Origin of the sequence: Corynebacterium variabile (assembly GCF_006539825.1) — a bacterium.
GTDB lineage: Bacteria > Actinomycetota > Actinomycetes > Mycobacteriales > Mycobacteriaceae > Corynebacterium > Corynebacterium variabile.
Map to the genome: position 1 here is coordinate 129,964 of NZ_BJNT01000003.1, position 23,239 is coordinate 153,202.

21 protein-coding genes are annotated in these 23,239 nt (G+C 69.0%); 6 read left to right on the plus strand and 15 right to left on the minus strand.

Annotated features, from left to right (window positions below; genetic code table 11):
- Positions 1 to 11: 11 nt before the first annotated feature.
- Positions 12 to 614 (plus strand): hypothetical protein, encoded by a 603-nt coding sequence (locus tag CVA01_RS01585; protein WP_141328085.1) that lies wholly within the window; start codon positions 12 to 14, stop codon positions 612 to 614.
- Positions 615 to 617: 3 nt separating this feature from the next.
- Here CVA01_RS01585 and CVA01_RS01590 read toward each other — a convergent pair whose 3' ends face one another.
- From CVA01_RS01590 to CVA01_RS01605, 4 genes are read right to left on the minus strand one after another with little or no spacing between them, the layout of a single operon-like run.
- Positions 618 to 1,859 carry a glutathionylspermidine synthase family protein gene (locus tag CVA01_RS01590; protein ID WP_141328087.1) on the minus strand — a complete coding sequence of 414 codons (1,242 nt, stop codon included), beginning with the start codon at positions 1,857 to 1,859 and terminating at the stop codon, positions 618 to 620.
- A 9-nt stretch (positions 1,860 to 1,868) separates the two neighbouring features.
- Positions 1,869 to 2,324, minus strand: coding sequence for a hypothetical protein (locus CVA01_RS01595; protein WP_014010647.1), 456 nt, complete (start codon positions 2,322 to 2,324; stop codon positions 1,869 to 1,871).
- A 23-nt stretch (positions 2,325 to 2,347) separates the two neighbouring features.
- Positions 2,348 to 3,106, minus strand: a complete 759-nt coding sequence (locus tag CVA01_RS01600) for a hypothetical protein (RefSeq protein WP_141328089.1) — start codon at positions 3,104 to 3,106, stop codon at positions 2,348 to 2,350.
- A gap of 26 nt (positions 3,107 to 3,132) precedes the next feature.
- Positions 3,133 to 3,693, minus strand: coding sequence for a M48 metallopeptidase family protein (locus CVA01_RS01605; protein ID WP_073883285.1), 561 nt, complete (start codon positions 3,691 to 3,693; stop codon positions 3,133 to 3,135).
- 62 nt (positions 3,694 to 3,755) lie between these two features.
- On the opposite strand from CVA01_RS01605, the gene CVA01_RS01610 reads away from it, so the two are divergent.
- A complete protein-coding gene (locus CVA01_RS01610; RefSeq protein WP_014010650.1) occupies positions 3,756 to 4,679 on the plus strand; it encodes a hypothetical protein in 924 nt (307 codons plus the stop codon).
- On the opposite strand, the gene CVA01_RS01615 is transcribed toward CVA01_RS01610, so the two are convergent.
- The 7 genes from CVA01_RS01615 to CVA01_RS01645 all read right to left on the minus strand — a co-directional run bounded on the left by CVA01_RS01615 (position 4,670) and on the right by CVA01_RS01645 (position 17,194).
- A complete protein-coding gene (locus tag CVA01_RS01615; protein WP_141328148.1) occupies positions 4,670 to 6,802 on the minus strand; it encodes an ATP-dependent DNA helicase UvrD2 in 2,133 nt (710 codons plus the stop codon). The genes CVA01_RS01610 and CVA01_RS01615 overlap by 10 nt on opposite strands.
- Positions 6,803 to 6,807: 5 nt before the next feature.
- Positions 6,808 to 7,887 carry a potassium channel family protein gene (locus CVA01_RS01620; protein WP_141328091.1) on the minus strand — a complete coding sequence of 360 codons (1,080 nt, stop codon included), beginning with the start codon at positions 7,885 to 7,887 and terminating at the stop codon, positions 6,808 to 6,810.
- The gene (locus CVA01_RS01625) at positions 7,880 to 11,419 is read right to left on the minus strand and encodes an ATP-dependent helicase (protein ID WP_141328093.1); all 3,540 of its coding nucleotides are present in this window, start codon (positions 11,417 to 11,419) and stop codon (positions 7,880 to 7,882) included. Before CVA01_RS01625 ends, CVA01_RS01620 begins: the two co-directional genes overlap by 8 nt.
- Entirely contained in the window at positions 11,420 to 14,872 is a 3,453-nt protein-coding gene (locus CVA01_RS01630) for an ATP-dependent DNA helicase (protein ID WP_244938086.1), read from the minus strand.
- The gene (locus CVA01_RS01635) at positions 14,841 to 15,848 is read right to left on the minus strand and encodes a TIGR02569 family protein (RefSeq protein ID WP_141328095.1); all 1,008 of its coding nucleotides are present in this window, start codon (positions 15,846 to 15,848) and stop codon (positions 14,841 to 14,843) included. The genes CVA01_RS01630 and CVA01_RS01635 overlap by 32 nt, the downstream gene beginning before the upstream one ends.
- Before the next feature lie 18 nt (positions 15,849 to 15,866).
- Positions 15,867 to 16,904, minus strand: a complete 1,038-nt coding sequence (locus CVA01_RS01640; protein WP_141328097.1) for a DUF3152 domain-containing protein — start codon at positions 16,902 to 16,904, stop codon at positions 15,867 to 15,869.
- Between the two features lie 68 nt (positions 16,905 to 16,972).
- Positions 16,973 to 17,194 (minus strand): DUF3107 domain-containing protein, encoded by a 222-nt coding sequence (locus CVA01_RS01645; protein ID WP_141328099.1) that lies wholly within the window; start codon positions 17,192 to 17,194, stop codon positions 16,973 to 16,975.
- Positions 17,195 to 17,314: 120 nt separating this feature from the next.
- Between CVA01_RS01645 and CVA01_RS01650 the strand changes: the two genes are divergently transcribed.
- Both CVA01_RS01650 and CVA01_RS01655 read left to right on the plus strand, forming a co-directional pair.
- Positions 17,315 to 18,706: a DEAD/DEAH box helicase gene (locus CVA01_RS01650; RefSeq protein ID WP_174775590.1), complete on the plus strand. Its 1,392-nt coding sequence runs from the start codon at positions 17,315 to 17,317 to the stop codon at positions 18,704 to 18,706.
- On the plus strand, positions 18,703 to 19,971 hold the full coding sequence (locus tag CVA01_RS01655; RefSeq protein ID WP_218024549.1) for an Rv3212 family protein: 1,269 nt from the start codon (positions 18,703 to 18,705) through the stop codon (positions 19,969 to 19,971). Before CVA01_RS01650 ends, CVA01_RS01655 begins: the two co-directional genes overlap by 4 nt.
- 36 nt (positions 19,972 to 20,007) lie before the next feature.
- On the opposite strand, the gene CVA01_RS01660 is transcribed toward CVA01_RS01655, so the two are convergent.
- Positions 20,008 to 20,430 carry a hypothetical protein gene (locus CVA01_RS01660; RefSeq protein ID WP_141328103.1) on the minus strand — a complete coding sequence of 141 codons (423 nt, stop codon included), beginning with the start codon at positions 20,428 to 20,430 and terminating at the stop codon, positions 20,008 to 20,010.
- A gap of 438 nt (positions 20,431 to 20,868) precedes the next feature.
- Here CVA01_RS01660 and CVA01_RS01665 point away from each other — a divergent pair, with 438 nt between their 5' ends.
- Positions 20,869 to 21,129: a WhiB family transcriptional regulator gene (locus CVA01_RS01665; RefSeq protein WP_014010661.1), complete on the plus strand. Its 261-nt coding sequence runs from the start codon at positions 20,869 to 20,871 to the stop codon at positions 21,127 to 21,129.
- A gap of 109 nt (positions 21,130 to 21,238) precedes the next feature.
- Positions 21,239 to 21,313: a 50S ribosomal protein bL37 gene (locus tag CVA01_RS15560; protein WP_370513275.1), complete on the plus strand. Its 75-nt coding sequence runs from the start codon at positions 21,239 to 21,241 to the stop codon at positions 21,311 to 21,313.
- A 167-nt stretch (positions 21,314 to 21,480) separates the two neighbouring features.
- Here the strand turns inward: CVA01_RS15560 and rsrA are convergent, their stop codons facing one another.
- From rsrA to CVA01_RS01680, 3 genes are all read right to left on the minus strand, one after another.
- The gene (rsrA, locus tag CVA01_RS01670; RefSeq protein WP_141328105.1) at positions 21,481 to 21,798 is read right to left on the minus strand and encodes a mycothiol system anti-sigma-R factor; all 318 of its coding nucleotides are present in this window, start codon (positions 21,796 to 21,798) and stop codon (positions 21,481 to 21,483) included.
- A gap of 5 nt (positions 21,799 to 21,803) precedes the next feature.
- Positions 21,804 to 22,466, minus strand: a complete 663-nt coding sequence (locus tag CVA01_RS01675) for a sigma-70 family RNA polymerase sigma factor (protein WP_141328107.1) — start codon at positions 22,464 to 22,466, stop codon at positions 21,804 to 21,806.
- A gap of 63 nt (positions 22,467 to 22,529) precedes the next feature.
- Complete coding sequence (locus CVA01_RS01680) at positions 22,530 to 23,213, minus strand: SOS response-associated peptidase (RefSeq protein WP_041630126.1); 684 nt, start codon at positions 23,211 to 23,213, stop codon at positions 22,530 to 22,532.
- Between the last annotated feature and the right edge of the window lie 26 nt (positions 23,214 to 23,239).

Here is a 23,239-nt window from a genome sequence, read left to right on the forward strand (position 1 = left end):
TACTGCAAGCTATGACCGGCAAGGGAGAGCCCCCCAGGAGGGACGGCGTCCGCCATGTCCCGGTGACCTCGGCGGCCACGACGCTCGCCGGGGAAGAGCATCTGGGGGAACACCGGATGTCGGTGCGGATCAACCGCACCGGTGACCGGAAGACCTGGCGCGTGACGCTGCCGGTCGCGGTCGCCATCGGCGCTCTGCTCCTCGTCGATCTCCGCCAGAGCCTGTTGCCCGATCTGTTGGGCTGGATCCTCGCCGGGATCACGGTCGCGATGGTCATCAACATGGTGGGGCCGCTGTGGCGGGGCGGGGCCGCGATACACCTATTCACCGACGGTGCGGTCATCGAACGCTACCGCGGGTCCTCCGCGTCCTTCCGCTATCAGACGGTGACACCCCGCTATGTCCTGTGGGAGAAGGTCGACGACCGCGGTGAGGTACAGCGCCGTAACCGGCAGCTGTGGCTGAAGATGCCGGAGAGCGGCTTCGCCGTCCATCTGGACGGGACGAAAGGTAAGGACGCCGCCACCCTCGACGTGCTGCTCAAAGAGTTCGGGGTGACCGGAGAACCGGAGGAGCTCGGGGCACTCAAGGCACCGGGACCGATGCCCTTCTGATTCTCAGCCGTGGATGAGGTTGGGCACGAAGCGGCACCAGTAGTCGGTGACCGGACCGTCGGACTCGCGGATCCCCACGCCCACTGATTCACCGTTGACCACCCAGGCACCCAGCACCGGGTGGTTCGGCGCACCGTCGGGTCCGGGGAAGTTCGGGATCTGCGTGTACTGCTGCCACACGTACCCTTCCGGGCCGTAGCGTCCCGGCTGGGCAATGTGCTCGCCGCGTCCCGATCCCGTGCCGGCCCGGAAGATCTCGATGTTGTCGCCCTCGCGGCCGTGCAGCGGCTTCTTCACCCAGTCCGTCATCTCCCGCGGGCCGTCGATGTAGCTCGGCAGCAGGTTCTCGTGGCCCGGGTACAAGTGCCACATCGCCGCACCCAGCACCTTGGTGGACAGGAACATCTTCCACGCCGGCTCGATCCAGCCGGTCGGACGCTTCGTCGCCAGCAGGGACCCGAACTCCTCCCCCATCATGTCTTCCCAGGGGTAGAGCTTGAAGATGTTCTGGATCGGCTGGTCGTCCATGTCGACGAACTCCTCGAGCCTGGCGTCCCACCCGATCTCACTCATGAGCAGTGAGGCGGTGTTCCAGCCCGCCTGGTCGGCGCAGTCCCGCAGCACGGCGGTGTTCATGATGTCTTCGCCGGTGCGCTCCAGTTCGGTGTGCGCGAAGTGCATGCCGCCGCCGGGCAGCCGCAGCCGTAGCGCGGCGAACCGGTCGCGCAGCGCCTCGAAGAGGAAGTTCCACTGGTCCCAGGCTCCGCCGTCGCGTTCCCGGCCGTACTTGTCCTCGTACCAGTACCACTGGGAGATCGCGGTTTCGACGATGCCGGTGGGGGTGTCCGCGTTGTACTCCAGCATCTTCGCCGGCTCCCCCGGCACACCGGAGTAGGCCAGGTCGAAGCGGCCGTAGAGGTCCGGATCACCACGGTTGAGCGAGTTCACCGCGTACTCCACGGCGTACTCGGGCAGGCCGAGGCAACGCCACGGGCTGCCCGGTGTCCACTGTTCGTCGGCGAGGAAGCGGGCGGCCTCCAGCGCCATGCGGTGCAAGTTCTCCGTCTGGACCTCCAGCGCCTCGACCTCGGCCAGGGTAAAGACGTAGGCGGCGGACTCGTTCCAGTACTCCACCTCGGTACCGGCATCAGGCCCGGCGTCGCGGACGCTGTGTGAGTAGGTCAGACCCTGGGAGCGGATGATCTCCTCCCAAACCTCCCGCGGGGTGCAGGTGATGCGTTCCATGGAGCTGACCTAACCTCCCATGCTGTGGCCGTGGCCGGAGCCACCCGAGTTACCGGCCCCGCCGCCGGTGGAACCGAATCCGCCGCGGGTGATGTTCCCGCCGGTACGCGGTGCAGGCTGCGTCTTCGTCCCGGCCGGCACCGAGGCCGTCCCGGAGTTTGCCGCGACCGGAGCGCCGACCGCCGGAACGTTCGTGCGCGCACCACCCAGCAGCAGCGGCAGGAAGAACCAGCCGGCGTGCATGTGGGAGTTGCCAACGCGTTCCTCGCACTCCTCGTCGGGCAACCGCTCCTCGGTGGTCTCGTCGCGGCAGATCTTCGCGTACTCGGCATCCTCCACCTCGTTACTCTCCGAGGAGCAGCCGGTGAGGGTGGTGGCGAGTGCGGCGGTCACACCGAGCGCGACGACCCCGGAGGCCCGACGCCGGCCGGGACGCCCGGGGCGTCCTGATCTGCTGTGTCCCATGATGCCCAGTCTACGGACAGGGCCTACCGGCCCGTGATCCGGTCGACCTGGGTCTGCGTCACGCCGACGAGCATCTGCGGGTCGATGCTGCCGTGACCGGTGACGCGGAAGTAGACACTGCCGATGTTCCCGTCGACGATGTTCACCGGCTCCCAGGTCTCGGGGGCACCGTCGTCGGCAGTGACGGTGATGATGCGTGCATCCTCGACTCCCTCGATCTGCGCGTCGCTGGTCTCGGAGAACAGCGTGTAGGAGCTCTCCCCTCCCTCACCGGTGAAGACATCGGTGAAGGTGGCGGTGAAGGAACCGCATCCGGAAAGGTTCGCGGGCAGCCGCTCCTCCCCTTCGGTCGTGGAGACCAGGGAGTCGATGACGGTGACCTCGGAGTCGTCGTCCGCGGTGAACTCCGCGACGGCGATCTCTCCCGGCCGGTCACTGATCTGCGCGATGAAGGTGAGCTGGTTGGGTTGCAGGGCGGCGCACTCAGCCGGGTCGGTGGAGTTCCCCGCGTTGATCTGGTCGATGGTGCCGAGGACATCATCATCGTCTCCGCCAGCGGTCTGTTCGGCGAGCATCTCGCCGATGTCGAGGTGACTGAATCCGCCCGGCGCGTCCTCGGCGGTGAGCACCAGGTCAGCGACATCGGTACTCACAGGAGTGCGCGGGGCAGCGGCCCCGGAGCCGGCGGCAGAGCCATTGTCGTCATCACTGCCGCAGGCGGCGAGCGCGCCGACCATCAGCAGGGCCACGAGCGGCAGGTGAATTCGTGAAGAAAACGTCATACCGGAAATATACCGGCGTCACAGACTCACGATGCGGTCGGTGCCCACCTGCTGTACGCCTCCAGGTAGCCGGTCGCCCGCTCAGCGTGCGGGGCCTTCGCCGCCCATTCCTTGAACTCAGGGCCGTGGTCGGGGATCCAGGTGTGCACCATCTCGTGGATGAGCACCGAATCCAGCACATACTCGGGGACGTCCTTGAGCCGCGCGGAGATGCGGATCCGGCCGGTGTCCACCGAGCAGCTCCCCCACCGCCGGTTCATGTTCGTCACCCACTTCACGCTGGTGAACTCCGCCCGGTTCTCCAGGTACTTCTGGTTCAGCGTCCGGGCCCGGCGCATCAGGGCGTCCGTCTCCCCGGTCTGGGAGGCCCCCGTATGGCGCCGCTTCACCTTCTCCACCAGCTCCGTCGCACTGGAGCGCAGCTCCTTCGCCGACATCGACAACGGGGCCAGCACCACGACCTTGCCGGCCTCCATGCGCGCGGCGATGGTGCGGCGTCGCTTCGCGGACAGCCGGATCTCCACGTCCGGGGCGAATTCCGCGACGACCGCCTGCTGTGCTGCCGTGGGGTGCTGCCGGGTGCTCATCACGTCCTCTACACTGGGCGTATCGACTGGGGATCAAGGGACTTCATTGAGGGGGACTCTACATGACCGATGTATCTGAACAGCGCATACAGCACATTCCTCGCCTGCTGCAGCTGCGTGACAGCATCGATCTCATCATCCGCGACGACGGGCATCTGCAGTTCGGGGCGGTCCCCGGGCACTCCCTCGTGCTCGGCCTTCCGCCGCGGGTGGAGGTCGAGCAGATCTACCAGGTGATGCGTGAGCTGCGTCGACCGTTGCCGGACAGAGCGGTGGTCCGCCTCCTCCACCACTGCGGGGTGCCGGTGGTTCATGCCCGGGGCATACTCGACGAGCTGCTCTCCGCCGGAGTGCTGTCCGCCCGACCGGCCGGGTACGGCAGGCGGGTGCACGTGCTGGGCATGTCGCTCTACACCCGTTCACTGTTGCGTCATCTGCGCCGGACCGGGGTCCCCTGCTCCGGTATCACCCCCGGCACACCGACGTTCGGACGCCTGTCCAGGGATGACCTGGTGGTCATCGCCGGGATGCTGTTCCCGCCGGCGGACATCACCTACCGGCTCATGGAGCAGGGCGTACCGCACCTGACCTGTGGCGTGGTCGATGCGCGGGTGACGGTGGGCCCGTTGGTCCTGCCCGGTCGGACCGGGTGCCTGTCCTGCCTGGACTCCGCGTCGCTCGCCGCAGACGCCCAGTGGCGGACTGTCCGTGGTCAGGCCGACGAAGGCATGGCCCCGTCGGTGGACCACATGATCGAGTACTCCATGTCGATGGCGGCCGACATGGTGCGTGAGGTGGTGTCGCTCAAGGACATCGGCCCCGAAGCACCGTCATGGGTGGTCCCGGAGGTGCTGGCAGGGCGTCGTTACCTGGATCCCCTGTCCCTGGAGGTGTCGGTGACGGACGTGCCACAGCATCCCGGGTGCGCATCCTGCGCGGTGGTGCCGGGTCTACGGACTGTCCCGCAGCCCGTGGCTCAGCTGTAGTTCGTCACGATGCCGAGGATGTCCTCGCCGAACTGCTCGACCTTCGCCGGGCCGATCCCCGGAACCTTCAGCAGATCGCGTGCCGAGGTCGGCGCCTTCAACGCCACCGCCTTCAACGTCGCATCACTCATCACCACATAGGCCGGCACGTCCCGCTCCTTCGCCAGCGTGGTCCGCCAGGACCGCAACTCGGTGACGAGCACCTGGTCACCGTCCTCGGCATGGGCGTCGCACCGGCCGAGGATCCGCTGCTCGGGGGTGGTCAGCCGGGCACCGCACACCGCGCAGGCGTTCTTCGGCGCGCCCTTGACCGAGGTCTTGCCGGTGCCGGACGCGGCGTCCGCCTTCTCCCAGGGCACCAGCCCGTCGAGGAACCGCGTCCGACGCCGCGACGCCTTGCCGCCGGGCTGGCGGGCCTGTGCCCAGGACAGTTCCAGCACCTCGCGGGCACGGGTGACACCGACGTAGAGCAGTCGACGTTCCTCTTCGATCGCGTCCTCGGAGTGGGTCCCCTTCAGGGCATGCCGGATCGGCACGGTGCCGTCGACCAGGCCGATGAGGAAGACGGCGTCCCACTCCAGGCCCTTGGCCGCGTGAATGCTCGCCAGGGTCACGCCCTCGACTTTCGGCGGATTCTTCGACTGGGCGCGCTCGCGCAGGATGCCCAGCAGATTCGACATGTCCAGGCCCGGGGTGGCGGTGGAGAGCTCCTCCGCCAGGTCCACCAGTGCGCCGAGGGACTGCCAGCGGGCCCGGTCCTGGGCACCGGTCGGCTCGGTCGGGGTCAGTCCCACCGGAACCAGGGCGGCCCGGACCTGGTTGACCAGCTGTTCCGGTGTGGGGCGGGGCTGATCCTCTGCTCCGGGATCACGGCGCGACAGTCTCCGGGCCGCATCGGCCAGCGCGTTGACGCCCTGCCGGATCTCCGGGCGCTGGAAGAACCCCTCCCCGCCCTTCACCTGGTAACTGATACCGGCGGCGTCCAGTGCGTATTCGAGCGCCGCCGACTGGGCGTTGATCCGGTAGAGTACCGCGATCTCCGACGGGGAGACGCCCGAGGCGATCAGGGCGGAGATCCGCTCGGCGACACCCGTGGCCTCCGCGGCCTCGTCGGAGTACTCGGTGAACTCCGGTGCCGGGCCGGGGGCACGCTGGCCCTCCAGCTCCAGACGGGTGCCGGCGGCACGTCCGGTCGCCCGGCCGATGACCTTGTTCGCCAGGTCCACGACCTGGGGAGTCGACCGGTAGTCACGGAACAGTCGGACCGTGGTGGCCTCCGGGTAGCGCGATGAGAACCGGAGCAGATGCTCCGGGGTCGCACCGTTGAAGGAGTAGATCGTCTGATTCGCGTCGCCGACGACGGTGAGGTCGTCACGGTCGCCGAGCCAGGCGTCCAGCAGTCGCTGCTGCAGCGGGGTGACGTCCTGGTACTCGTCGACGACGAAGGTGCGGTAGCGCGACCGGAACTCGTCGGCGACACCCGGATCAGCCTCGATGGCACCGGCCATCGACTGCAGCAGATCGTCGAAGTCGAGGTACACACCCTCGCCGGTCACCTTCGAGTTCTCGTAGCCCTCGAAGATGCGGACGAACTGCTCCGGAGCCACCGGGCAGTCTCTGCGGTCCGGACCGATGTGCGCCGGGTAGTCCTCCGGGGCGATGAGAGAGGACTTCGCCCACTCGATCTCCCCGAGCAGATCGGACAGGGTCGTCTTGTCCGTCGCCACTCCGTTGGCGCGGCAGGCACGGGCGACGAAAGGGAACTTCGAGTCCAGCAACTGCCACGGGGTGTCGCCGACGAACCGGGGCCAGAAGTAGCGCAGCTGGCCTCGCGCGGCGGCGTGGAAGGTCTTGGCCTGCACCCTGGCGACACCCATCATGGTCAGCCGCTCCCTCAGTTCCGCGGCTGCCCGGGTGGTGAAAGTGACCGCCAGGACGTGATCGGGATTGACGAAACCACCGGCGACCAGGTGGGCGATGCGGTGGGTGATGGTGCGGGTCTTACCGGTACCGGCACCGGCGATGATCGCCACGGGGCCACGCGGTGCGGTCGCCGCACGCAGTTGTTCGGGATCCAGGGCGTCCAGGTTGAGCTGGCCGAGCCGGGAGTTGGCGCCGTGCACTCCACTCACTTCCGCTCGATGTCGGCGTCGTCGGTGATCCGACGGATGTAGAGGATGCGGTCGCCCGGTTCGACGGTTTCCGCCTCCACCGAGTCGATGCGGTAGAGCTCACCGGAGCGCACCACACCCAGCACGATGTCCTCGAGGTTACGGGGGCTGCCGCCGACCTCGTCCTCGGCGACGAGACGCTCGGCGATGGAGAAGCCCTCGTCCGGGCTGAGCAGGTCCTCCATCATCCCGGTGACCGACGGGCTGACCGTCGCCAGGCCGAGCATCCGGCCGGCGGTCTCCGAGGAGATCACCACGGAATCCGCGCCGGACTGCCGGACGAGGTGGGAGTTCTCGGACTCGCGCACACTGGCGACGATCGTCGCCGAGGGGGCGATCTCCCGGACCGACAGGGTGATCAGCACGGCCGTGTCGTCGAGGTTCGGGGCGACGACGACCGCCCGGGCACGGGTCACACCGGCGAGTTTGAGCACATCGGATTTCGTCGCCGAGCCCTGCACGGTCACCAGACCGCGGGAGGACGCGTGGGCCAGGGCCTCCGGGTCCGAGTCCACCACCACGATGCGGTCGGAGGGGACGCCGTCGGCGAGCAGCGCGGTGGTCGCCGCGCGGCCCTTCGTGCCGTAGCCGATGACGACAGTGTGGTTACGCATTTTTCTCCTCCAGCGGCGGATCTTCAGGGCCTTCCGGGACTCCTCGGTGAGCACCGACAGTGTCGTGCCGACGAGGAGGACCAGGAAGATGACGCGCATCGGGGTGATGAGCAGCACGTTGAGCAGGCGGGCCTCCTGCGTCACCGGGGTGATGTCCCCGTAGCCCGTGGTCGACAGCGACACCGCCGAGTAGTAGACAGCGTCCAGGAACGTCTGGACGCCCTTGTACCCGTCCCGGTCGAGGTAGACCACAGTCGAGGACAGGACGATGAGGATCAGGGCGTACGCCATCCGGCGCACGATCAGCCACCAGGGACTGGCCTGCTCCGGCTCCGGGATACTGATGACCTTCGTCAGCGCATGCGGCGGGAGGGCGTCCACGTCCTCGTCCGCGCCGAGGCGGTCACGCAACCTGTCACGCATCCTCGCGCCCTCCGTCCGGTCCGGCCAGCCATCCGGCCAGGTCTTCTGCAGACGGAAGTGTACCCGGTTCCCAGGTCTCGTTCGAGACCACGTAGTGGAAGGCCGCCCGCACGTCGGCCGGATCCACCGGACGCCCGTAGCGGGCACTGAGCAGCTTCGCCCAGGCGAGCCGGTAGACGGCCAACTGCAGGGACGCATCGGTCAGGTCACGGCCGGTCGGTTTGCGCCCGGTCTTCCAGTCCACGACCGTCCACCCGGTGAGCGGATCGTCGCTGTCATGGAAGACGGCGTCGATGCGTCCCTCGAAGAGGTGCCCGGCCAGGATCACCGAATAGGAGCCTTCGACACTTACCGGGACACGGTCTGCCCACACACTGTCGAGGAACTTCTGCTTCAGGGTGGCGAGGACCGGGTCGGCGAGGGTGGCGTCCGCCGCACCGGGCAGCTCGTCCTCGTCGAACAGGCCGACCGAACCGTAGTGCTGCTCGACCCAGTTGTGGAAGGCCGTGCCGCGCTTGGTGTACGGCCGCGGTTCCAGCGGCACCGGGCGGCGCCGCCGACGGGCGAATTCCTCCGGGTCACGGGACAGGGCCACCGCCTCGGTCGCGGTGAGCCGGGAGCCCAACGGCACGACGACCTCGGGCACGGTCTGCTCCCGGTGTTCGCGGGCCAGCAGTGCGGTCTCACGCGCCCACTCTTCGGCCAGGGTCCCGGTGTCCGGGGTCGTGGCGTCACGTGCCGTCATCGCCGCGCGCACCAGGTCCGCCCCGTCGGCCACACCGGGCAGCCGCTCGGTGAGGGTGGGACGCGGCCACTGCGCCGCCGGTGTCTTCGGCAGTTCACGGACGTAGGCCTCGACCAGGTCGTTGCGGGCCGCCGGGTTCTCCGGCACCATCACCGCGTCCTCCCGGTGCTGCATCGAGCCGTCCTCACGGGCCTTCTCCAACCGCTTCAGTGCGTCCTTGGAGTAGACCATGCCCAGGTCCGACCAGGTCACCAGGCATTCCGGGGCGGACGCGGCGAGCCGGTCGCGGATGAGGGTGAGCGCGACCGAGGGGTCCACCGGCTTCTTCGCGTCTTTGTTGAACGCCGCCCCGGAGACCAGCAGGGTCTCCTCGGCGCGGGTCACGGCGACATAGAACAGCCGGTCGTCCTCCTTGGCATCGTGGACGCCGAGGGCGACCTTGAAGGCGTCCTCCGCCTCGACGACGCCCTTGCGGTCGACGACGTCGGACAGGTCGAGCACCGGCATTCCGGTGATGTCGGTCGGGTCGTCGGTGGCGTCGCCGCGCAGTCCCGAGGGCAGGATACGGGCGTTGGTGGTCCAGGATTCGACCGTGGGACGCTTCACGGCGTCCGCGTAGGTCTTGCGCGTGGCGTGCGGCACCGCGACGATCTCCCACTCCAGGCCCTTGGCCTTGTGCACGGTGAGCAGCTGGACACAGTCGCTGCGCTTCTCCACCTCACCGGCGTCGAGGCCTTTCTCGCGGGCCTCGGCGGCACGCAGGTAGTCCACCAGCGCCCCGGGGGACGCACCGGAGAGGTCGGCGAAGGAGCGGACGACCTCGGCGAAGCGGTCGAGGTGGCTGGCACCGATGGACCGACGCCGGTCGCGGTGGTAGCGGGTGAGCACCTCGGTGCGCACCCCGCACATCTGCTCGATGTCGGCGACGAGGTCGTTGAGCGGCTTACCGAGTGACTGCAGGCGCAGGAAGCGCAGTTCCCGGCCCAGGTCACCGAGCCGTTGCAGGCCCTCCTCCGACATGCCGAACTCCTCCATGCCACGCAGGTCGGCCAGGGCCTCCGCCAGTCCGACGGGGACGCGGGAGGAATCGCGGTCGATGTCGGCGAGCCGCTCACGGACCGTGGCCATCGCCGGGGAATCGCCGGGCTGCGGGGTGACGAGAGCGGTGAGCCCGGTGGGTTCGTCGGCGTCGCCGTCGGAGTTCTCCGTGTCCTCACTGTCGACCCGCCGGTCCCGCAGCGACAGCTGGTCGACCCGTCGTGCCAGGGCCTGCAGGTCGGCGGCACCGATGTTCCACCGCACGCCGGTGAGCAGCCGGAGCAGCGCGATGTCGTCGGAGGGGTCCACGAGGACGCGCAGCGTGGCGTACACGTCGGCGACCTCCGGCACCTCCAGCAGACCGGGACCGGCGGACATCTCCACCGGCACCTCCCGCTCGATGAGGAGGTCGTGGATCGGTGTCGCTTCGGCGTTCTTGCGCAGCAGTACCGCCGCGGAGAACGGCCGGGAGGTGTCCCGTCCGTGGTAGCGGGCGGCGAGTTCGTCGGCCAGCCAGACAAGTTCCTCCTCGCGGGTGTCGAACCAGGCGGCTTTCACGTCCCCGGTACCGGCGCCGGGCCGGGAGACCAGGGGGGACACCGAGGCCGGTGACCCGGTGCCGGCGGCGTCCAGTGACCAACGGGAAACGGTGTTCGCCAGGTCGAGGACGCGTGCCGGGTTGCGCCACGAGGTGGTCAGTTCCCGCTTCCTGGCGGGGGTGGCGTCCTTACCGGTCCCGGTCGGGAAATCGGTGCGGAAGTGGGTGAGGTTCGCCGCCGTCGCGCCGCGGAAACCGTAGATGGACTGCATCGGATCACCGACCGCGGTGACCGTGAGATCCGGGTCGACTCCGCCGCCGAACAGTCCGCGCAGCAGGACGCGCTGGGCATGGCCGGTGTCCTGGTACTCGTCGAGCATGACGACGCGGAACCGGCGGCGCTGGGCCGCTCCGACCTCGGGATGCGCGGCGACGAGCTGGGCGGCCTTCGACATCTGCGCACCGAAGGTCATGAGGTTCCGGTCGGCGAGCCGGGCCCGGTAGTCGGCGACGACCTCGAGGAGTTCACGCCGGTAGACCAGGGCGTCCCCGATCTTCCGCAGGGTGGTGTCCACACCCTTGAGCGCCTTGCCGTCGCGGTCGGGCAGTCCGTCGATCTCTGCGGCGGTGGCCCGGCACTCGTCGTCGACGTCGGTGAAGGTGGCGAGGTGGTTGTCCATGCCGTCGTTGAGTTCCAGCATGTCGTCGATGATCGTGGGCACCGAGCGGTGGGTGGTGAACCCGGTGGAGCGTTCGAGTACCACGTCGCGGGCGATCATCCAGCGCTCCGTGTCCGTGATGACGCGGCCGGTGGGTTCGGTGGGCAGCAGCAGTCCGTATTCGCGGACGATGTCTCCGGCGAAGGAGTCGTAGGTGGAGACCGTCGGGGTGATGGCCGGCATCGACTCCACCAGCCCGGAGGACGCCAGGGACTGCAGGCGGGCACGGATGCGCACCCCGAGTTCGCGGGCGGCCTTGCGGGTGAAGGTGAGGCCGAGGACCTGTTCGGGCAGCACCAGGCCGTTGGCGACGAGCCAGACCACGCGGGCGGCCATCGTCTCGGTCTTTCCAGCACCGGCGCCGGCGACGACGAGCATGGGGCCGGCGGGCGCACCGATGACGGCGGCCTGCTGGTCGGTGGGCGGGAAAGCCTGGCGCAGCCACTGCTGCGACAGCTCGACGGGATCGACAGGGGTTCTCTTCTCTGCCATCTAGATCACCTGCTCCCCGGCGCGGCAGGCGGGGCACAGACACGCGTACTCCGTGTCGCCGCAGGCGTCGGTGGCGCTGAACCCCGGCCCTGCCACGCGTGCCGCGGTGGCCAGGGCGAGGGCGCGGAACTCCGCCAGGTCGTCCTCGCTGAGCTGGCCCTGCTGCAGGACCTTGACCTTGGCGTTCTCCACACGCGGGTAGACGAGCATGGCGCCGTCGGCACGGCGCCCGTCCTCGAGGGAGACCAGGAGCTGGTAGGCCGAGAGCTGCGGGCTCCCGGCGGCCTCCTTGACGGTCTTCGCGTTCTTCCCGGTCTTGAAGTCGATGACGGTGGACGCCCCGTCCGCGGTGGTCTCCAGCCGGTCGGTGCGGCCGGCGAGGATGACCGGCAGGCCGGTGTCGGTGTGTCCGATCATGTGCTCCAGTTTCTTCTCGACCTCGACGGTGCGGCCGTTCCCGGCGCGCTGGGTGAGCCAGCCGTGGAGCCGGTCGACGGCGTCGAGGCAGCCCTCGGTCAGCGGCCGGGCGGTCCAGGCGGGACCGTCGACGAGCCAGGGCACGACCTCGCGGACGATGTCGGCGGCGTCCTCCGGGGTGAGTCCGTCGGCGAAGCCCTCGGCGAGAGCGTGGATGAGGGTACCGACCTTCATCGGTTCGGTGGTCGGGGTGCTGCGCAGACTGTCGAGGAAGGACGCGAGGTCGCAGGCCGGACCGGTGGTCCTCCCGAGGTTCTCCAGGGTGGTGGGGCTGATCCGCAGGGTCGGTTCACTGTCCCCGCGGCGGTGGGCGACGGCGGGGCCGGTGGAGGAGGGCCCGGCGGTCCCCCACCATTCCGCGGGATCGGCGCCGTAGACGCCGGCCTCGGCGAGAGTGGCGAGATTTTCAGCGGCGGCACGGCGCTCATGGCCGGGCCGGTCGGGGTCGCAGACGGCATCCCGGAGTTCGGCGACGAGAGGTTCCATCGCCAGGACCCGCGGCAGGGAGTCTGCGACGGTATCGACCGGGTGTGGCCGGGGTTCGCTCTCCGGGTCCGCATTCTCCACAGCCGTCGCCCCTTCACCACCCGTGATGTCGTCGAGGAACCGTGAGGGGACCGAGGCCTCATCTCCGGCGGATTCCACGGCGGTGACCAGGGTGTACCGGCTGGCCCGGGACACGGCGAGGAGGAAGAGCCGACGCTCCTCGGCCAGGGCGCTGCTGGCCCGGGAGACGATGGTGGTCGGTTCGATGCCCCGGTCCAGCAGATCGACCAGTTCCTGCTGCCCGAACAGTCCACCGACGGTCGGACCGGCCGGCCAGCTGTCCTCCTGCACCCCGGAGACGATGACGACCTCCCATTCCCGGCCGGCGGCGGCGTGGGCGGGCAGGATCTCCACGGCATCAGGACGCACCCCGCGCCGGTCGCGGGCACCGGTGGGCAGCTCCTGGGCACGGACACCGTCGAGGAAGGTCTCGAGCGTGATCGCCGGAGTCCGTTCGACGAGGTCGCCGGCCAGGTCGAAGAGGCTCATGACCGCATCGAGGTCGCGGTCAGCCTGGGAGCCGAGGGTGCCGCCACGCAGTGCACGGGTCTGCAGCCGGGTCGACAGACCGGTGGCCTGCCACACCGCCCACAGCACGGCCTCGACGGACCCGCCGTCCTCCGCGACAACCTGACCGGCTTCGATGACGGCGCGGACCTGGTCGAGCAGGCCGAGTTCACGGGGCCCGAACCGACGTCGCCATGCCTCGGTCTCCTGCTCGTCGGCGCGACCGGTGACCATGAGCCCGACGGCCTCCATGGCACGCAGCCCCGTCCCGACCAGGACCGGGGCGAGGGAGCGCTCCATCCGTCGCAGCATCACCGGGTCCGCCCCACCGACCGGGCTTTCGACGAGCTGCTGCAGCTCGGCGACGGTCAGGGGTCGCACGAGGGCATCGAGTGCGAGCAGCAGGGAGGAGACGAGGGGCTGTTCGGCCAGCACCACGCTCGTCGGGTCGACCTTCACCGGCACGCCGTGGCTGAGGAGGGTGCGGCGCAACGGGTGGATCTCCCCGGCGGTGCGCACGACCACGGCGATCCGGTCCCAGTCCACGCCGTCGGTGACGTGGGCACGCCGCACCGCATCGGCCACACTGAGCCGCTCGGAGGTGACCGACGGCGCGCGCCGGATCACGAGGTCGGGGGCCGGCCCGGCGACATCTTCAGTGCCAGCTTCAGTGGCCGCTTCGGTGGCCGCTTCGGTGGCACGTACCGGCACCCTCGTCCGCGACGGCGGCAGCAGCCGGCCCAACCGGTTCACCGCGGTGACTGCGGCAGCGCCCAACCGGTACGACCGGGACAGGACGATGCGGTGGTCGGCGTCCTCCGCCAGGCCGGTGAGGTAGTCCTCGTCGGCACCACGGAAATGGAAGACGCACTGGTCGGCGTCCCCGGCGACGAGGACGCGGGCCCCTGGCGTGGTGAGCATCTCGAGGAAACGGGCGGACGCGGGGTCGAGGTTGTGGGCGTCATCGACGAGCAGCAGTTTCACGGTGTCTCGCTGCCGGTCGAGGATGCGGCGGCCTTCCGGGGTGTTCTCCAGTTCATCGAGGACACGGTGAAGCAGCTCGGAGACGTTGAGTGCGTGGGAGCCGGAGAGCTTCACGACGCGGCGGCTCTCACGCAGGAAGTCCCCGGCGCCGACCCACATGTCCAGGTCGTGTTCGCGTCCCAGATCGGCGAGTGCGTCGGGTCCGATACCCCGCTCCTCGGCACGCAGCAGCAGGTCACGGAGCTGGCGGGCGAAGCCGACGAGTGGAAGGGCCGGACGGATGCGCTCGGGCCAGGACCCGGTGCCGTCCACGGCGTTGCCCTGCAGCAGCGAGCGGATGAGCAGGTCGTGGTCGGCACCGGTCATCAGCCGGGGCAGGGGTTCCTCGCGCAGCTGTGCGACGGCGCGCAGCAGGGCGAAAGCCCACGAGTGCACGGAACGGACCGGGGTCCCGGTAGCCGCGTAGCCGGTCGCGTCGGCGGCAGCTGTGCCGTCGACGTCGCCGGCGAGGTCGCACAGCAGGTCGGTGAGCCGGCCACGCAGGTCGGTCGCCGCCTCCTTCGAGGGAGTGACCACCATGACCCCGGCCGGGTCTCCCCCGTTGCCCAGGTAGGTCACCAGGGCATCGAGCAGCAGCGAAGTCTTTCCGGTTCCCGGTCCTCCGAGCACGGCGTAGGGCCTGTCACGCGGAGCCCGGTCGTCGTCGGTGACCAGGGCGTCGGCCAGACCGCTCCACTGCCGCGACGGCGTGCGCTCCGCAGCGACCGGTGCGGCACCGGCGTCAGCACCATGTCCGGTGTCGAGGCGTACCCGGACGCTGTCGGCCGAGCCGATCCGTCGGCGTAGCCGGGCGTCGGCGCGGGCGTTCTCGCGGGCCTTTGCAGTACGCTCCTGCTCCGCGTCGGAGTCAGTCCTGTCCGTCCTGCCTGTCCTGTCCACCACAGGTGTTCTCCGTCCCCTGCTCGCCTGTCCCGTCGCCCGAGAGATCGTCACTGATCATGTCATCCCGACCGGACCGTCCGGTGATCCGCACCGCCACAATATCGCTCACACGTTCGAGTCCGGGCCAGGCTTCGGGCTGACTGTCCGGCAGGACCGCATGAACGAACATCCGGTAGATCACCGCCCGGAGCAGCAGCTGGTTGAAGTCCGGCAGATGCGACCACCGGTCGATGAGATCGTCTTCCGCGCTCGCCCACGCCACGGCGTCCACCACCAGCAGCGCCACCGACCACACCGCCGGACGCCACGCCGGCACCAGATCGACCACCGCCGGATCGGTATGCCCGTCGAAGACGGTGCATCCCAGCATGTCGCCGTGTACCAGCTGGTCAGGGGCGGTGACCTCGGCGCGCAGCGGCAGCAGCTTCGCCGCCTTCGCCATCGCCGCGGCCACGTCCTCACGCGGCACGGCCCCGGGATCCATCACCGGCGCCAGCAGGTCGGTCGGATCATCTGCCCAGGCTGCGGCCTCCGCCGCCGCGAACAGGTCGACATCCCCGACCCCGTCCCGGGAGGACGCGGAACTCCGGTTCGTGCTGCCACCTGTGAGGAAGGAGGGACGCCGCTCCTCTGCCAGTGCCTTGTTGAGACTCACTGCGGCGGCAGCCACCTCGTCGAACCGCGGAGCCCGGTGCCCGGAGACGAAGGCGCGCGCCGTCCACCCGCCCACCGAGTAGCGGCCGTCGGTGGAACGCAGCGGCCGTGGCACCGTCACTCCCGCAGGTCGGATCCGGTCCATGACCTGGGCGACCCAGGTGCCGCGTGCCGGGTCGGAGACCGGGACGAGAACCACGTGGTCGCACCGCCACCCGTCGCCCCAGGCGTCCCCCAGCAGGGCCGGGGTGACGTAGCCGACCTGGAAGGCGCCGCGGACACCCTCCGTCGGGGCGGTATTGCGGTTCGAGTCAGACATGGCCACCACTCTATCGACTCAGTCCCCCTCAGGATGCGGCCAGGCGTTCGCACGGCACACCGCATCCCGGCTGTCCCTGTCATCGTCCATGTACTCCGTACCGGCGTCGAGTTCGATGAGGTCCTTGTTCGCCAGGCTGAGGGTCTGCTGCATCATGATCGGCGCCAGCGCCCCGTCCTCCTGGCAGGGCTGGTGCGCGGCATGTCCGATCCCGTGCCCGATCTCGTGGTTGAGGACGTACTGACGGTAGGAGCCGAGGTCACCGGCGAACGGCAGGGCGCCACGGGCCCAGCGGGCCAGGTTGATGATGACGCGGCCGTCCCCGGCGGCGCCGTCGGTAGTGCCGCTGCTGTCCCCGCCACTGACGAAGCAGCTGGTCTCCAGCTCGATCTCGCCGCCACACAGCTGCCTGGTCGTCTCCGGACTGGTCAGCCGGATCCGCAGGTCGGGGGTATCGGAGCTGGAGACGCTGATGTGACGGAACGCGATCGCGTCATCCCTGTTCCCGATCCAGGACCGTGGATCGGCCAGCGTGGCGTCCACCATCGCGGCGAAGCTGTCCCCGCCGCCGAAGGACGCCGTGTCGATCCCCTGCTCGGTCTCGACGACATAGGTGAGCGTGCGGGTGTCTGCGCCGTGCGGGTCACCGGCGACTGCACCGGCGGAACCGACGCCGCGCCAGGTGCCGCGCCCCTTGTCGGTCACCTTTCCCCCGGGTGGCAGGCTGCCGACGTCGTCGGAGGTCGGGACACCGGGTATCGGGCCGGGGGTGGCCTCCCCGGTCCCGGTGACCGAGGCCATCGCTGCGGCGTCATTGTCCGGGGTCGCGGCAGAATCCCCTGAGTTCCCGGCATCCCCGGTGCCACCCGCCACGGCGCGGACCAGCACCACGAGGGTCACCAGGACCACCACGAGTACGCCGACGGTGGCCCAGCGGCGACGCCGGTAAACCGCGGGCACAGGCTGTCGGCCGAAGCTGCCCTCCCCGCCACCGACCGGGCGGTCCCGTCGAAGGTCAGGGACGTCGTCGAAGGGGTCCTGGGATCTGTGGGTCACAGTCTACGAGACTGTCACACCCGCTGCCCTGGGCAGGAGCCGGGTGTGGCAACCGGATCAGCGGCGGATCAGATGAATCCGACGGTACGGGCGGAAGAGACGCCGACCTCGATGAAGGCGACCTGGTCGCGGACCAGGAGTGTGACAGCCCCCTTGGTGTCCTCGAGCTTGAGGGTGCCGGAGTCGGTGGCGAGGAACTCCTCGACACGGGCGAGGAGCGCGTCCCGGTCCTCCTTGGAGTTGATGACGATGTCACGGGGGGAGGCGACGAAGCCGACCTTGATATCCATGTGGGTGATCCACACACCTTTCAGACGAAAAGACTGCTCAGTGGTTGGGCAACGGCTGAGCACTGTAACCTTGACCATCATAGCGACTTGAAGACGACATCAACGGACACACCGATGAGGATGGTGGCAGTGGAGAGCAGTCGACCGACGTTCCGGAGCCTCGGCGTCGCCGCCGAGATCGTGGATGCCCTGACCGACCAGGGGATCGACCGGGCGTTCGCGATCCAGGAACGCACCCTCCCACTGGCACTGACGGGCAAGGACCTCATCGGACAGGCCCGCACCGGCATGGGCAAGACCCTCGGCTTCGGCGTCCCGATGCTCGACCGTCTCTTCGATGACGCCGACATCACCGAACTCGACGGGACCGTCCGCGGTCTCGTCGTCGTCCCGACCCGTGAACTGTGTCTCCAGGTCGCCGAGGACCTCACCGGGGCGTCCACCCGGTTGACCGCGCCGGTCGGCCCGGGGAAGGACGCCACTCGACCGTTCCGCGTCACCGCGATCTACGGCGGTGTGCCCTTCGACAAGCAGACCGCCGCGTTGGACGCCGGCACCGACGTCGTCGTGGGGACGCCGGGGCGCCTGCTCGACCTGTCACGCCAGAACCTGCTGGACCTGACCCATGTCGAGGTCCTCGTCCTCGACGAGGCCGACGAGATGCTCGACCAGGGCTTCCTCGACGACGTCAAGGCGATCATGGCCCAGACCTCCCCGAACCGGCAGACCATGCTCTTCTCCGCGACGATGCCCGGGCCGATCGTCGCACTGACCCGTAGTTTCATGCACCGTCCGGTGCGCGTGCGGGCGGACAACTCCTCGGCCCAGGCCACCCACGCCACCACCACACAGATCGTCTTCCAGTCCCACCGTCTGGACCGCGTCAGCGTCCTCGCCAGGATCCTGCAGACCCCCGGCCGCGGCCGCACCATCGTCTTCGCCCGCACCAAGCGCTCCGCCGCGATGGTCGCCGAGGACCTCGCCGGGCTCGGATTCCGGGTCGGTGCCGTGCACGGTGACATGCGGCAGAATGACCGCGAACGGTCGCTCGACGCCTTCCGCGACGGCTCCGTGGACATCATGGTCGCCACCGACGTCGCGGCCCGCGGCATCGACGTCGAGGACGTCACCCACGTCATCAACTACCAGGTGCCGGAGGACGACAAGACCTACGTCCACCGCATCGGGCGCACCGGCCGGGCCGGTCACTCCGGAGTCGCGGTCACCCTCGTCGACTGGGACGACCTGACCCGCTGGCAGGCCATCGACGACACCCTCAACCTCGGCCACCCCACTCCGCCGCGCTGGTTCTCGACCTCCCCGGAGTTCCTCGCCGAATTCGACCTGCCCGAGGATGTCACCGACCGGGTGGGACGCGCCGTGCGGGTCCAGGGATCCGCCGCCGCCACCGCCCCGGCACGCAGGGACCGCGACAGGGACCGCGACAGGGACCGGAACAGGGACCGGAACAACCACGGTGGCCGGAGGGACCGGAAGGCTGCCCGCCGTTGACCCGACGGACCACCCCTCCCCCGCCGGAACGCCGCACCCGCACCGATCTGGCGTTCACCGCCGCACTCACCGTCGCCGCCCTGGCCGTCGTCGGCGGCAGCTGGCTGGTCTCCGACACCCGCGGCACCGACCACACCACCGCCGCCCCGGGGGACGCCATCGCCCCCTCCACCGCCGACGATGTACCGGTGCCGGGCTCCGTCCACGAGACCTGGCGCACCACCACCGATCCGCAGACCGCCCCTGATCCGTTGACCATGGACGGAGCCGTCGTCCGCACCGACAGGTCCACGGTCTCCGTGCTCGACGCGTCTGACGGCCACGAGGTGTGGTCCTACTCGCGTGACCGCGACCTGTGCGGGGTCACCGGCGGCTGGTCACGCCTCGTCACCGTCTACCGCGGACCGAAGGGCTGCGGGGAGGCCACGAGCTTCAATGTCGCGACCGGACAGTACGTCGACACCCGCTCCGCCCTCGCACCCGACGAGGTGAGCACCTTCCGTTCCCTGGACCATGTCGGCATCCTGGGTGGGGACCGGGTGGAACTGTGGCGTTCCGACCTGGTCCGCACCGTCGAGGTGGGCCACCAGGAAGTCACCGTGAACGCAGGGTCCCAACCGACCGACGGGTGCAGGTTCACCTCGGCACTGACCCGGAAGAAGGTCCTTGCCGTCGCCATGGACTGCCCCGGAGACACCGACGGCGACCGCACCGTCAGCCTGCTCAACGCCGACCCGGAGGAGTCCGGAACCCCGGAGATCACCCACGACTTCACGGTGCCGGAAGGTTCGGAACTCGTCGCCGTCGGCCAGGAGGCCGCACTGATCTACGTGCCCGGCAACGGGGTCCGGGCGAAGGACGCCGACGACGAGGAGGGATCCCGCTTCCAGGTGCTGCGCACCGACGGGAGCTTCGGTCAGTACCCGGCGGACCCGGCAGATCCGGCGTTCGCCACCGCGGCGCAGACCGCCGACCTCCCCCACCACATGACCTGGTTCGACGGCCGGCGTCTGATAGCCTTCGGCCCGACGGACCTGGATCCGCGGTTCTCGATGCCCGCCCTGGGGACCGGAGCGGCGATGGGAGGACGCCTCCTGCTGCCGGTCACCGACGGGATCGCGGTCGTCGACTGGGCGGACGGGAAGACGGAGAAGGTCATCCCCGTCGACCGTGGTGACTGGGACGGACCGGTGACCCTGCGGGTGCAGGGCAGCACCGTCCTCGAGCAGCGTGGCGGGACACTCGTCGGACTGGCTGCGTCCTGACGGCGTCCTGACGGCGTCCTGACTGCGTCCCTACCCCTAGCTGTCGTAGCGGCGCGCGGCCCAGTCCACGGCGTCCGCATTGAACAGCATCGCCAGCCCGGCGACACCGACCAACGCGGTGGGCAGTCCGAGGTCGATGCGTCCCGACGAGAACATGTAGACCGAGACGAGCACCAGGATCATGTTGGTCATCGCCACCGGGCCGCGTCCCCAACGGCGACCGTCCTTGAGGAACCAGCCGGCGAGGGCGACGATGCCGCCGAAGATGATGAACCAGGCGGCGGTGCCGTAGCCACTCACGGCGTCATTGTGGACGCCGTTGGCCTCCCGGACGATGAGGACGACCGCGATGATCAGCCCGATCCCACCCTCGACCAGTCCGAGCCAGCCGGCGAACCGGACGCTCCGGGGAAGGACGAGGGACGGGTCACTGCTGTCGGGGCGGGGGCTGGCACTCATGGCCACCGATCCTAGCGGCGTCCGGGAGGGCAGTGAAACCGGTGGCCACCCCGGACCCAGGGAAGACCGCACAGTCTGTTACCCACCCTTACCAATTCGGCCAAATCAAAGTACTGTGATATGGCACACTCTTTTCCGTTCATCCCTAGCGAAGGTCGACGATCCGTGCCATGATCTAACACGTAACAGCGAGAGGGCCTGCAGGTTACACACCGGTTAACCGGACAATCTGCCCCCCCCCTTCTCCACACGGCGACACACCCCGGCACACGCCCACCGCTGCCGGTGACGTCACACCACTGTTCACATCCCCCGACGACCCGGATTCGGTCACTGACGCCCGGACGCGCTCCACGCGCCCGACACACGACCACGTCCGCACCACATCCGCACTGCACCGTTTGACACTGACTTAGCATCCCCAAGGAGAAGATCATCATGGACTGGCGCCACGAAGCAATCTGCCGCAGCGAAGACCCCGAGCTGTTCTTCCCAGTCGGCAACTCCGGCCCTGCCCTGGCCCAGATCGCCAAGGCGAAGCTCGTCTGCAACAAGTGCCCCGTCACCCACGACTGCCTCGCCTGGGCCATCTCCTCCGGTCAGGACGCCGGCGTCTGGGGCGGCATGAGCGAAGACGAGCGCCGTGCCCTCAAGCGCCGCAACAACCGCGGTCGCACCCGCACCCGCGCCACCGTCTAAAACCGGTTCCGGTTTAGGCTCTCGCAGGGTCCACCGTTAGACTGGTGCAGTTGTACACCCCGGGAGTGTTCTTTCGGGGACACCCCGTCAGAACACATAAGGAGTGACCATGAGCAAGCGTGGCCGTAAGCGTAAGGACCGTCGCAAGAAGGGCGCGAACCACGGTAAGCGCCCGAACGCCTGATACGCGTCCGAACATGACAGAGGCCCGGTCCGGAGAGTTTCTCCGGACCGGGCCTCTGTCTTTCGACGGTAACTATGTCGTCTGTGCACCGGGCGCGTACACGGTCGTGACAGATCCGGTGCTGCCGTTGTCCCGACAGGCCGGATCCGTCATGATCGTGTACGGACTCAGCGTCGGTTGATGCGCACCTGCGTCGACGAGACCTCGGTGACGGAACCGTCGGCGGCCCGTCGCACGGACGAGGTGTGCAGTGCGGTGACGATGCGTCCTCGCAGGTCCGTCGGGGCAGAGTCACAGCACCGCACCCGGAGAAGCTCCCGGACCTGCTGCTCGATGCCCAGCTGCTCGAGGCATGAGGGACAGTTCTCGGCGTGCTCGGCCAGTCTGCCCCGGAGGTTCTCGTCACAGCCGCCGTCGACGTACTCATAGAGAACGTCCACGAGATCATCGCAGCCGGACGGGTGGTTCGTCTGCTTGTCAGTCATCGTCATCACGCTTTCGTCTTTGGTGCGGTCGCCGAAGATTTCGCCGAGGATTTCGCAGTCTTCGCCGCCGCCGTGGCATCGAGCCCGATCCCACGCTCAGCGGCGACATCCTTGAGTTTCGTGCGCAGCTGCTTGCGTCCGCGGTGCAGCCGGCTCATCACCGTGCCGATCGGCGTCCCCATGATCTCGGCGATCTCCTTGTACGGGAGATCCTCGACGTCCGCGTAGTACACGACCATGCGGTAGTCGTCGGAGAGCTCCATGAGGGCGTCGCGGATCCGGGAGTCCGGTATCCGCTGCAGCGCCTCGATCTCGGCGGAACGCAGCCCCGTCGAGTCATGCGACGCCACATCCGCCAGCTGCCAGTCGGTGACGGCCTCGTCGGAGGTCTCCTTCGGCCGGCGCTGCTTCTTCCGGTACTGGTTGATGTAGGTGTTGGTGAGGATGCGGTACATCCAGGCCTTCAGGTTCGTGCCCGGCTTGTATGAGCCGAACGCCTGATAGGCCTTCATGTAGGCGTCCTGGACCAGGTCCTGGGCGTCCGTCGGATTACGGGTCATCCCGAGGGCGGCGCCGTAGAGCTGGTCCAGCAGGGGCAGCGCGTCCGACTCGAAGCGGGCGAGCAGTTGCTCGTCGCTGTCGCTGGTGCGCTTCACGGTGTTGGTCATGGCTCCTCTGCGTGGGTCAGCACTCTGCCACTCCACCCGAATCAACAGTCCGGACGTGCGGCACTATTCCCCCATCGTATCCCGTAACTCCCCTGTTCCCCCGATGAGTTCGGGTCCGTTGACCGCGACATTGCCGACCCGACGGTCAACCGCACGGGTGGTGAGCACCTGCCGGACCGCCTCACCGGGGACGCGGGACGCCGCCTCGCGCAGCACCTCTCCCCCCTCTCCACCGTCCAGCCACGCCTGCGCCTCGTCGTCGGAGAGCACCCGCGGCATCCGGTCGTGCAGCCACTCCACCGGGTCGGCCGAAGCCGTGGTCACCACAGTCGCCCGCAGCTCGCCCTCGCCGTCACCCTTGACCAGTCCCGCGACGATGAGCGGGCCGTCCCCGGTCACCAGGTACGGCGTCTTCGTGCCCGAGTCGGCGTTCCACTCGTACCAGCCGTCCATGAGGACCAGCGCGGGTTCCGCGTCCCGGAACGACGCCTTGTCGAAGGCCGTCTCGCCACGGGCGTTGAACAGCACGGTCCCCGGTTTCCACGGGGCGGGGAACCCCCAGGCCGCCGGGCCGAGCACCAGACGTCCCTCGAAGCGACGCACCACGGCGATGCGATGGGTCGGCGCGATGTTCCAGCTGGGTCGCAACCAGTCCCCGGGCAGCGCTGTGACCTGTTCACCGAGCCGGTCCGACAGGCCGGTGAGCAGGGTTTCCGTGGCAGTGAACAGGATGTAGCGACCGCACATGGTATCCAGCCTAGGCCAAACTACAC

Excerpts from the sequence above, each read along its gene's own strand:
- CVA01_RS01585 (WP_141328085.1), top strand. The coding sequence starts at position 12 with ATGACCGGCAAGGGAGAGCCCCCCAGGAGGGACGGCGTCCGCCATGTC.
- CVA01_RS01590 (WP_141328087.1), bottom strand. The coding sequence starts at position 1,859 with ATGGAACGCATCACCTGCACCCCGCGGGAGGTTTGGGAGGAGATCATC.
- CVA01_RS01595 (WP_014010647.1), bottom strand. The coding sequence starts at position 2,324 with ATGGGACACAGCAGATCAGGACGCCCCGGGCGTCCCGGCCGGCGTCGG.
- CVA01_RS01600 (WP_141328089.1), bottom strand. The coding sequence starts at position 3,106 with ATGACGTTTTCTTCACGAATTCACCTGCCGCTCGTGGCCCTGCTGATG.
- CVA01_RS01605 (WP_073883285.1), bottom strand. The coding sequence starts at position 3,693 with ATGAGCACCCGGCAGCACCCCACGGCAGCACAGCAGGCGGTCGTCGCG.
- CVA01_RS01610 (WP_014010650.1), top strand. The coding sequence starts at position 3,756 with ATGACCGATGTATCTGAACAGCGCATACAGCACATTCCTCGCCTGCTG.
- CVA01_RS01620 (WP_141328091.1), bottom strand. The coding sequence starts at position 7,887 with ATGCGTGACAGGTTGCGTGACCGCCTCGGCGCGGACGAGGACGTGGAC.
- CVA01_RS01625 (WP_141328093.1), bottom strand. The coding sequence starts at position 11,419 with ATGGCAGAGAAGAGAACCCCTGTCGATCCCGTCGAGCTGTCGCAGCAG.
- CVA01_RS01635 (WP_141328095.1), bottom strand. The coding sequence starts at position 15,848 with ATGTCTGACTCGAACCGCAATACCGCCCCGACGGAGGGTGTCCGCGGC.
- CVA01_RS01645 (WP_141328099.1), bottom strand. The coding sequence starts at position 17,194 with ATGGATATCAAGGTCGGCTTCGTCGCCTCCCCCCGTGACATCGTCATC.
- CVA01_RS01650 (WP_174775590.1), top strand. The coding sequence starts at position 17,315 with ATGGTGGCAGTGGAGAGCAGTCGACCGACGTTCCGGAGCCTCGGCGTC.
- CVA01_RS01660 (WP_141328103.1), bottom strand. The coding sequence starts at position 20,430 with ATGAGTGCCAGCCCCCGCCCCGACAGCAGTGACCCGTCCCTCGTCCTT.
- CVA01_RS01665 (WP_014010661.1), top strand. The coding sequence starts at position 20,869 with ATGGACTGGCGCCACGAAGCAATCTGCCGCAGCGAAGACCCCGAGCTG.
- rsrA (WP_141328105.1), bottom strand. The coding sequence starts at position 21,798 with ATGACTGACAAGCAGACGAACCACCCGTCCGGCTGCGATGATCTCGTG.
- CVA01_RS01675 (WP_141328107.1), bottom strand. The coding sequence starts at position 22,466 with ATGACCAACACCGTGAAGCGCACCAGCGACAGCGACGAGCAACTGCTC.
- CVA01_RS01680 (WP_041630126.1), bottom strand. The coding sequence starts at position 23,213 with ATGTGCGGTCGCTACATCCTGTTCACTGCCACGGAAACCCTGCTCACC.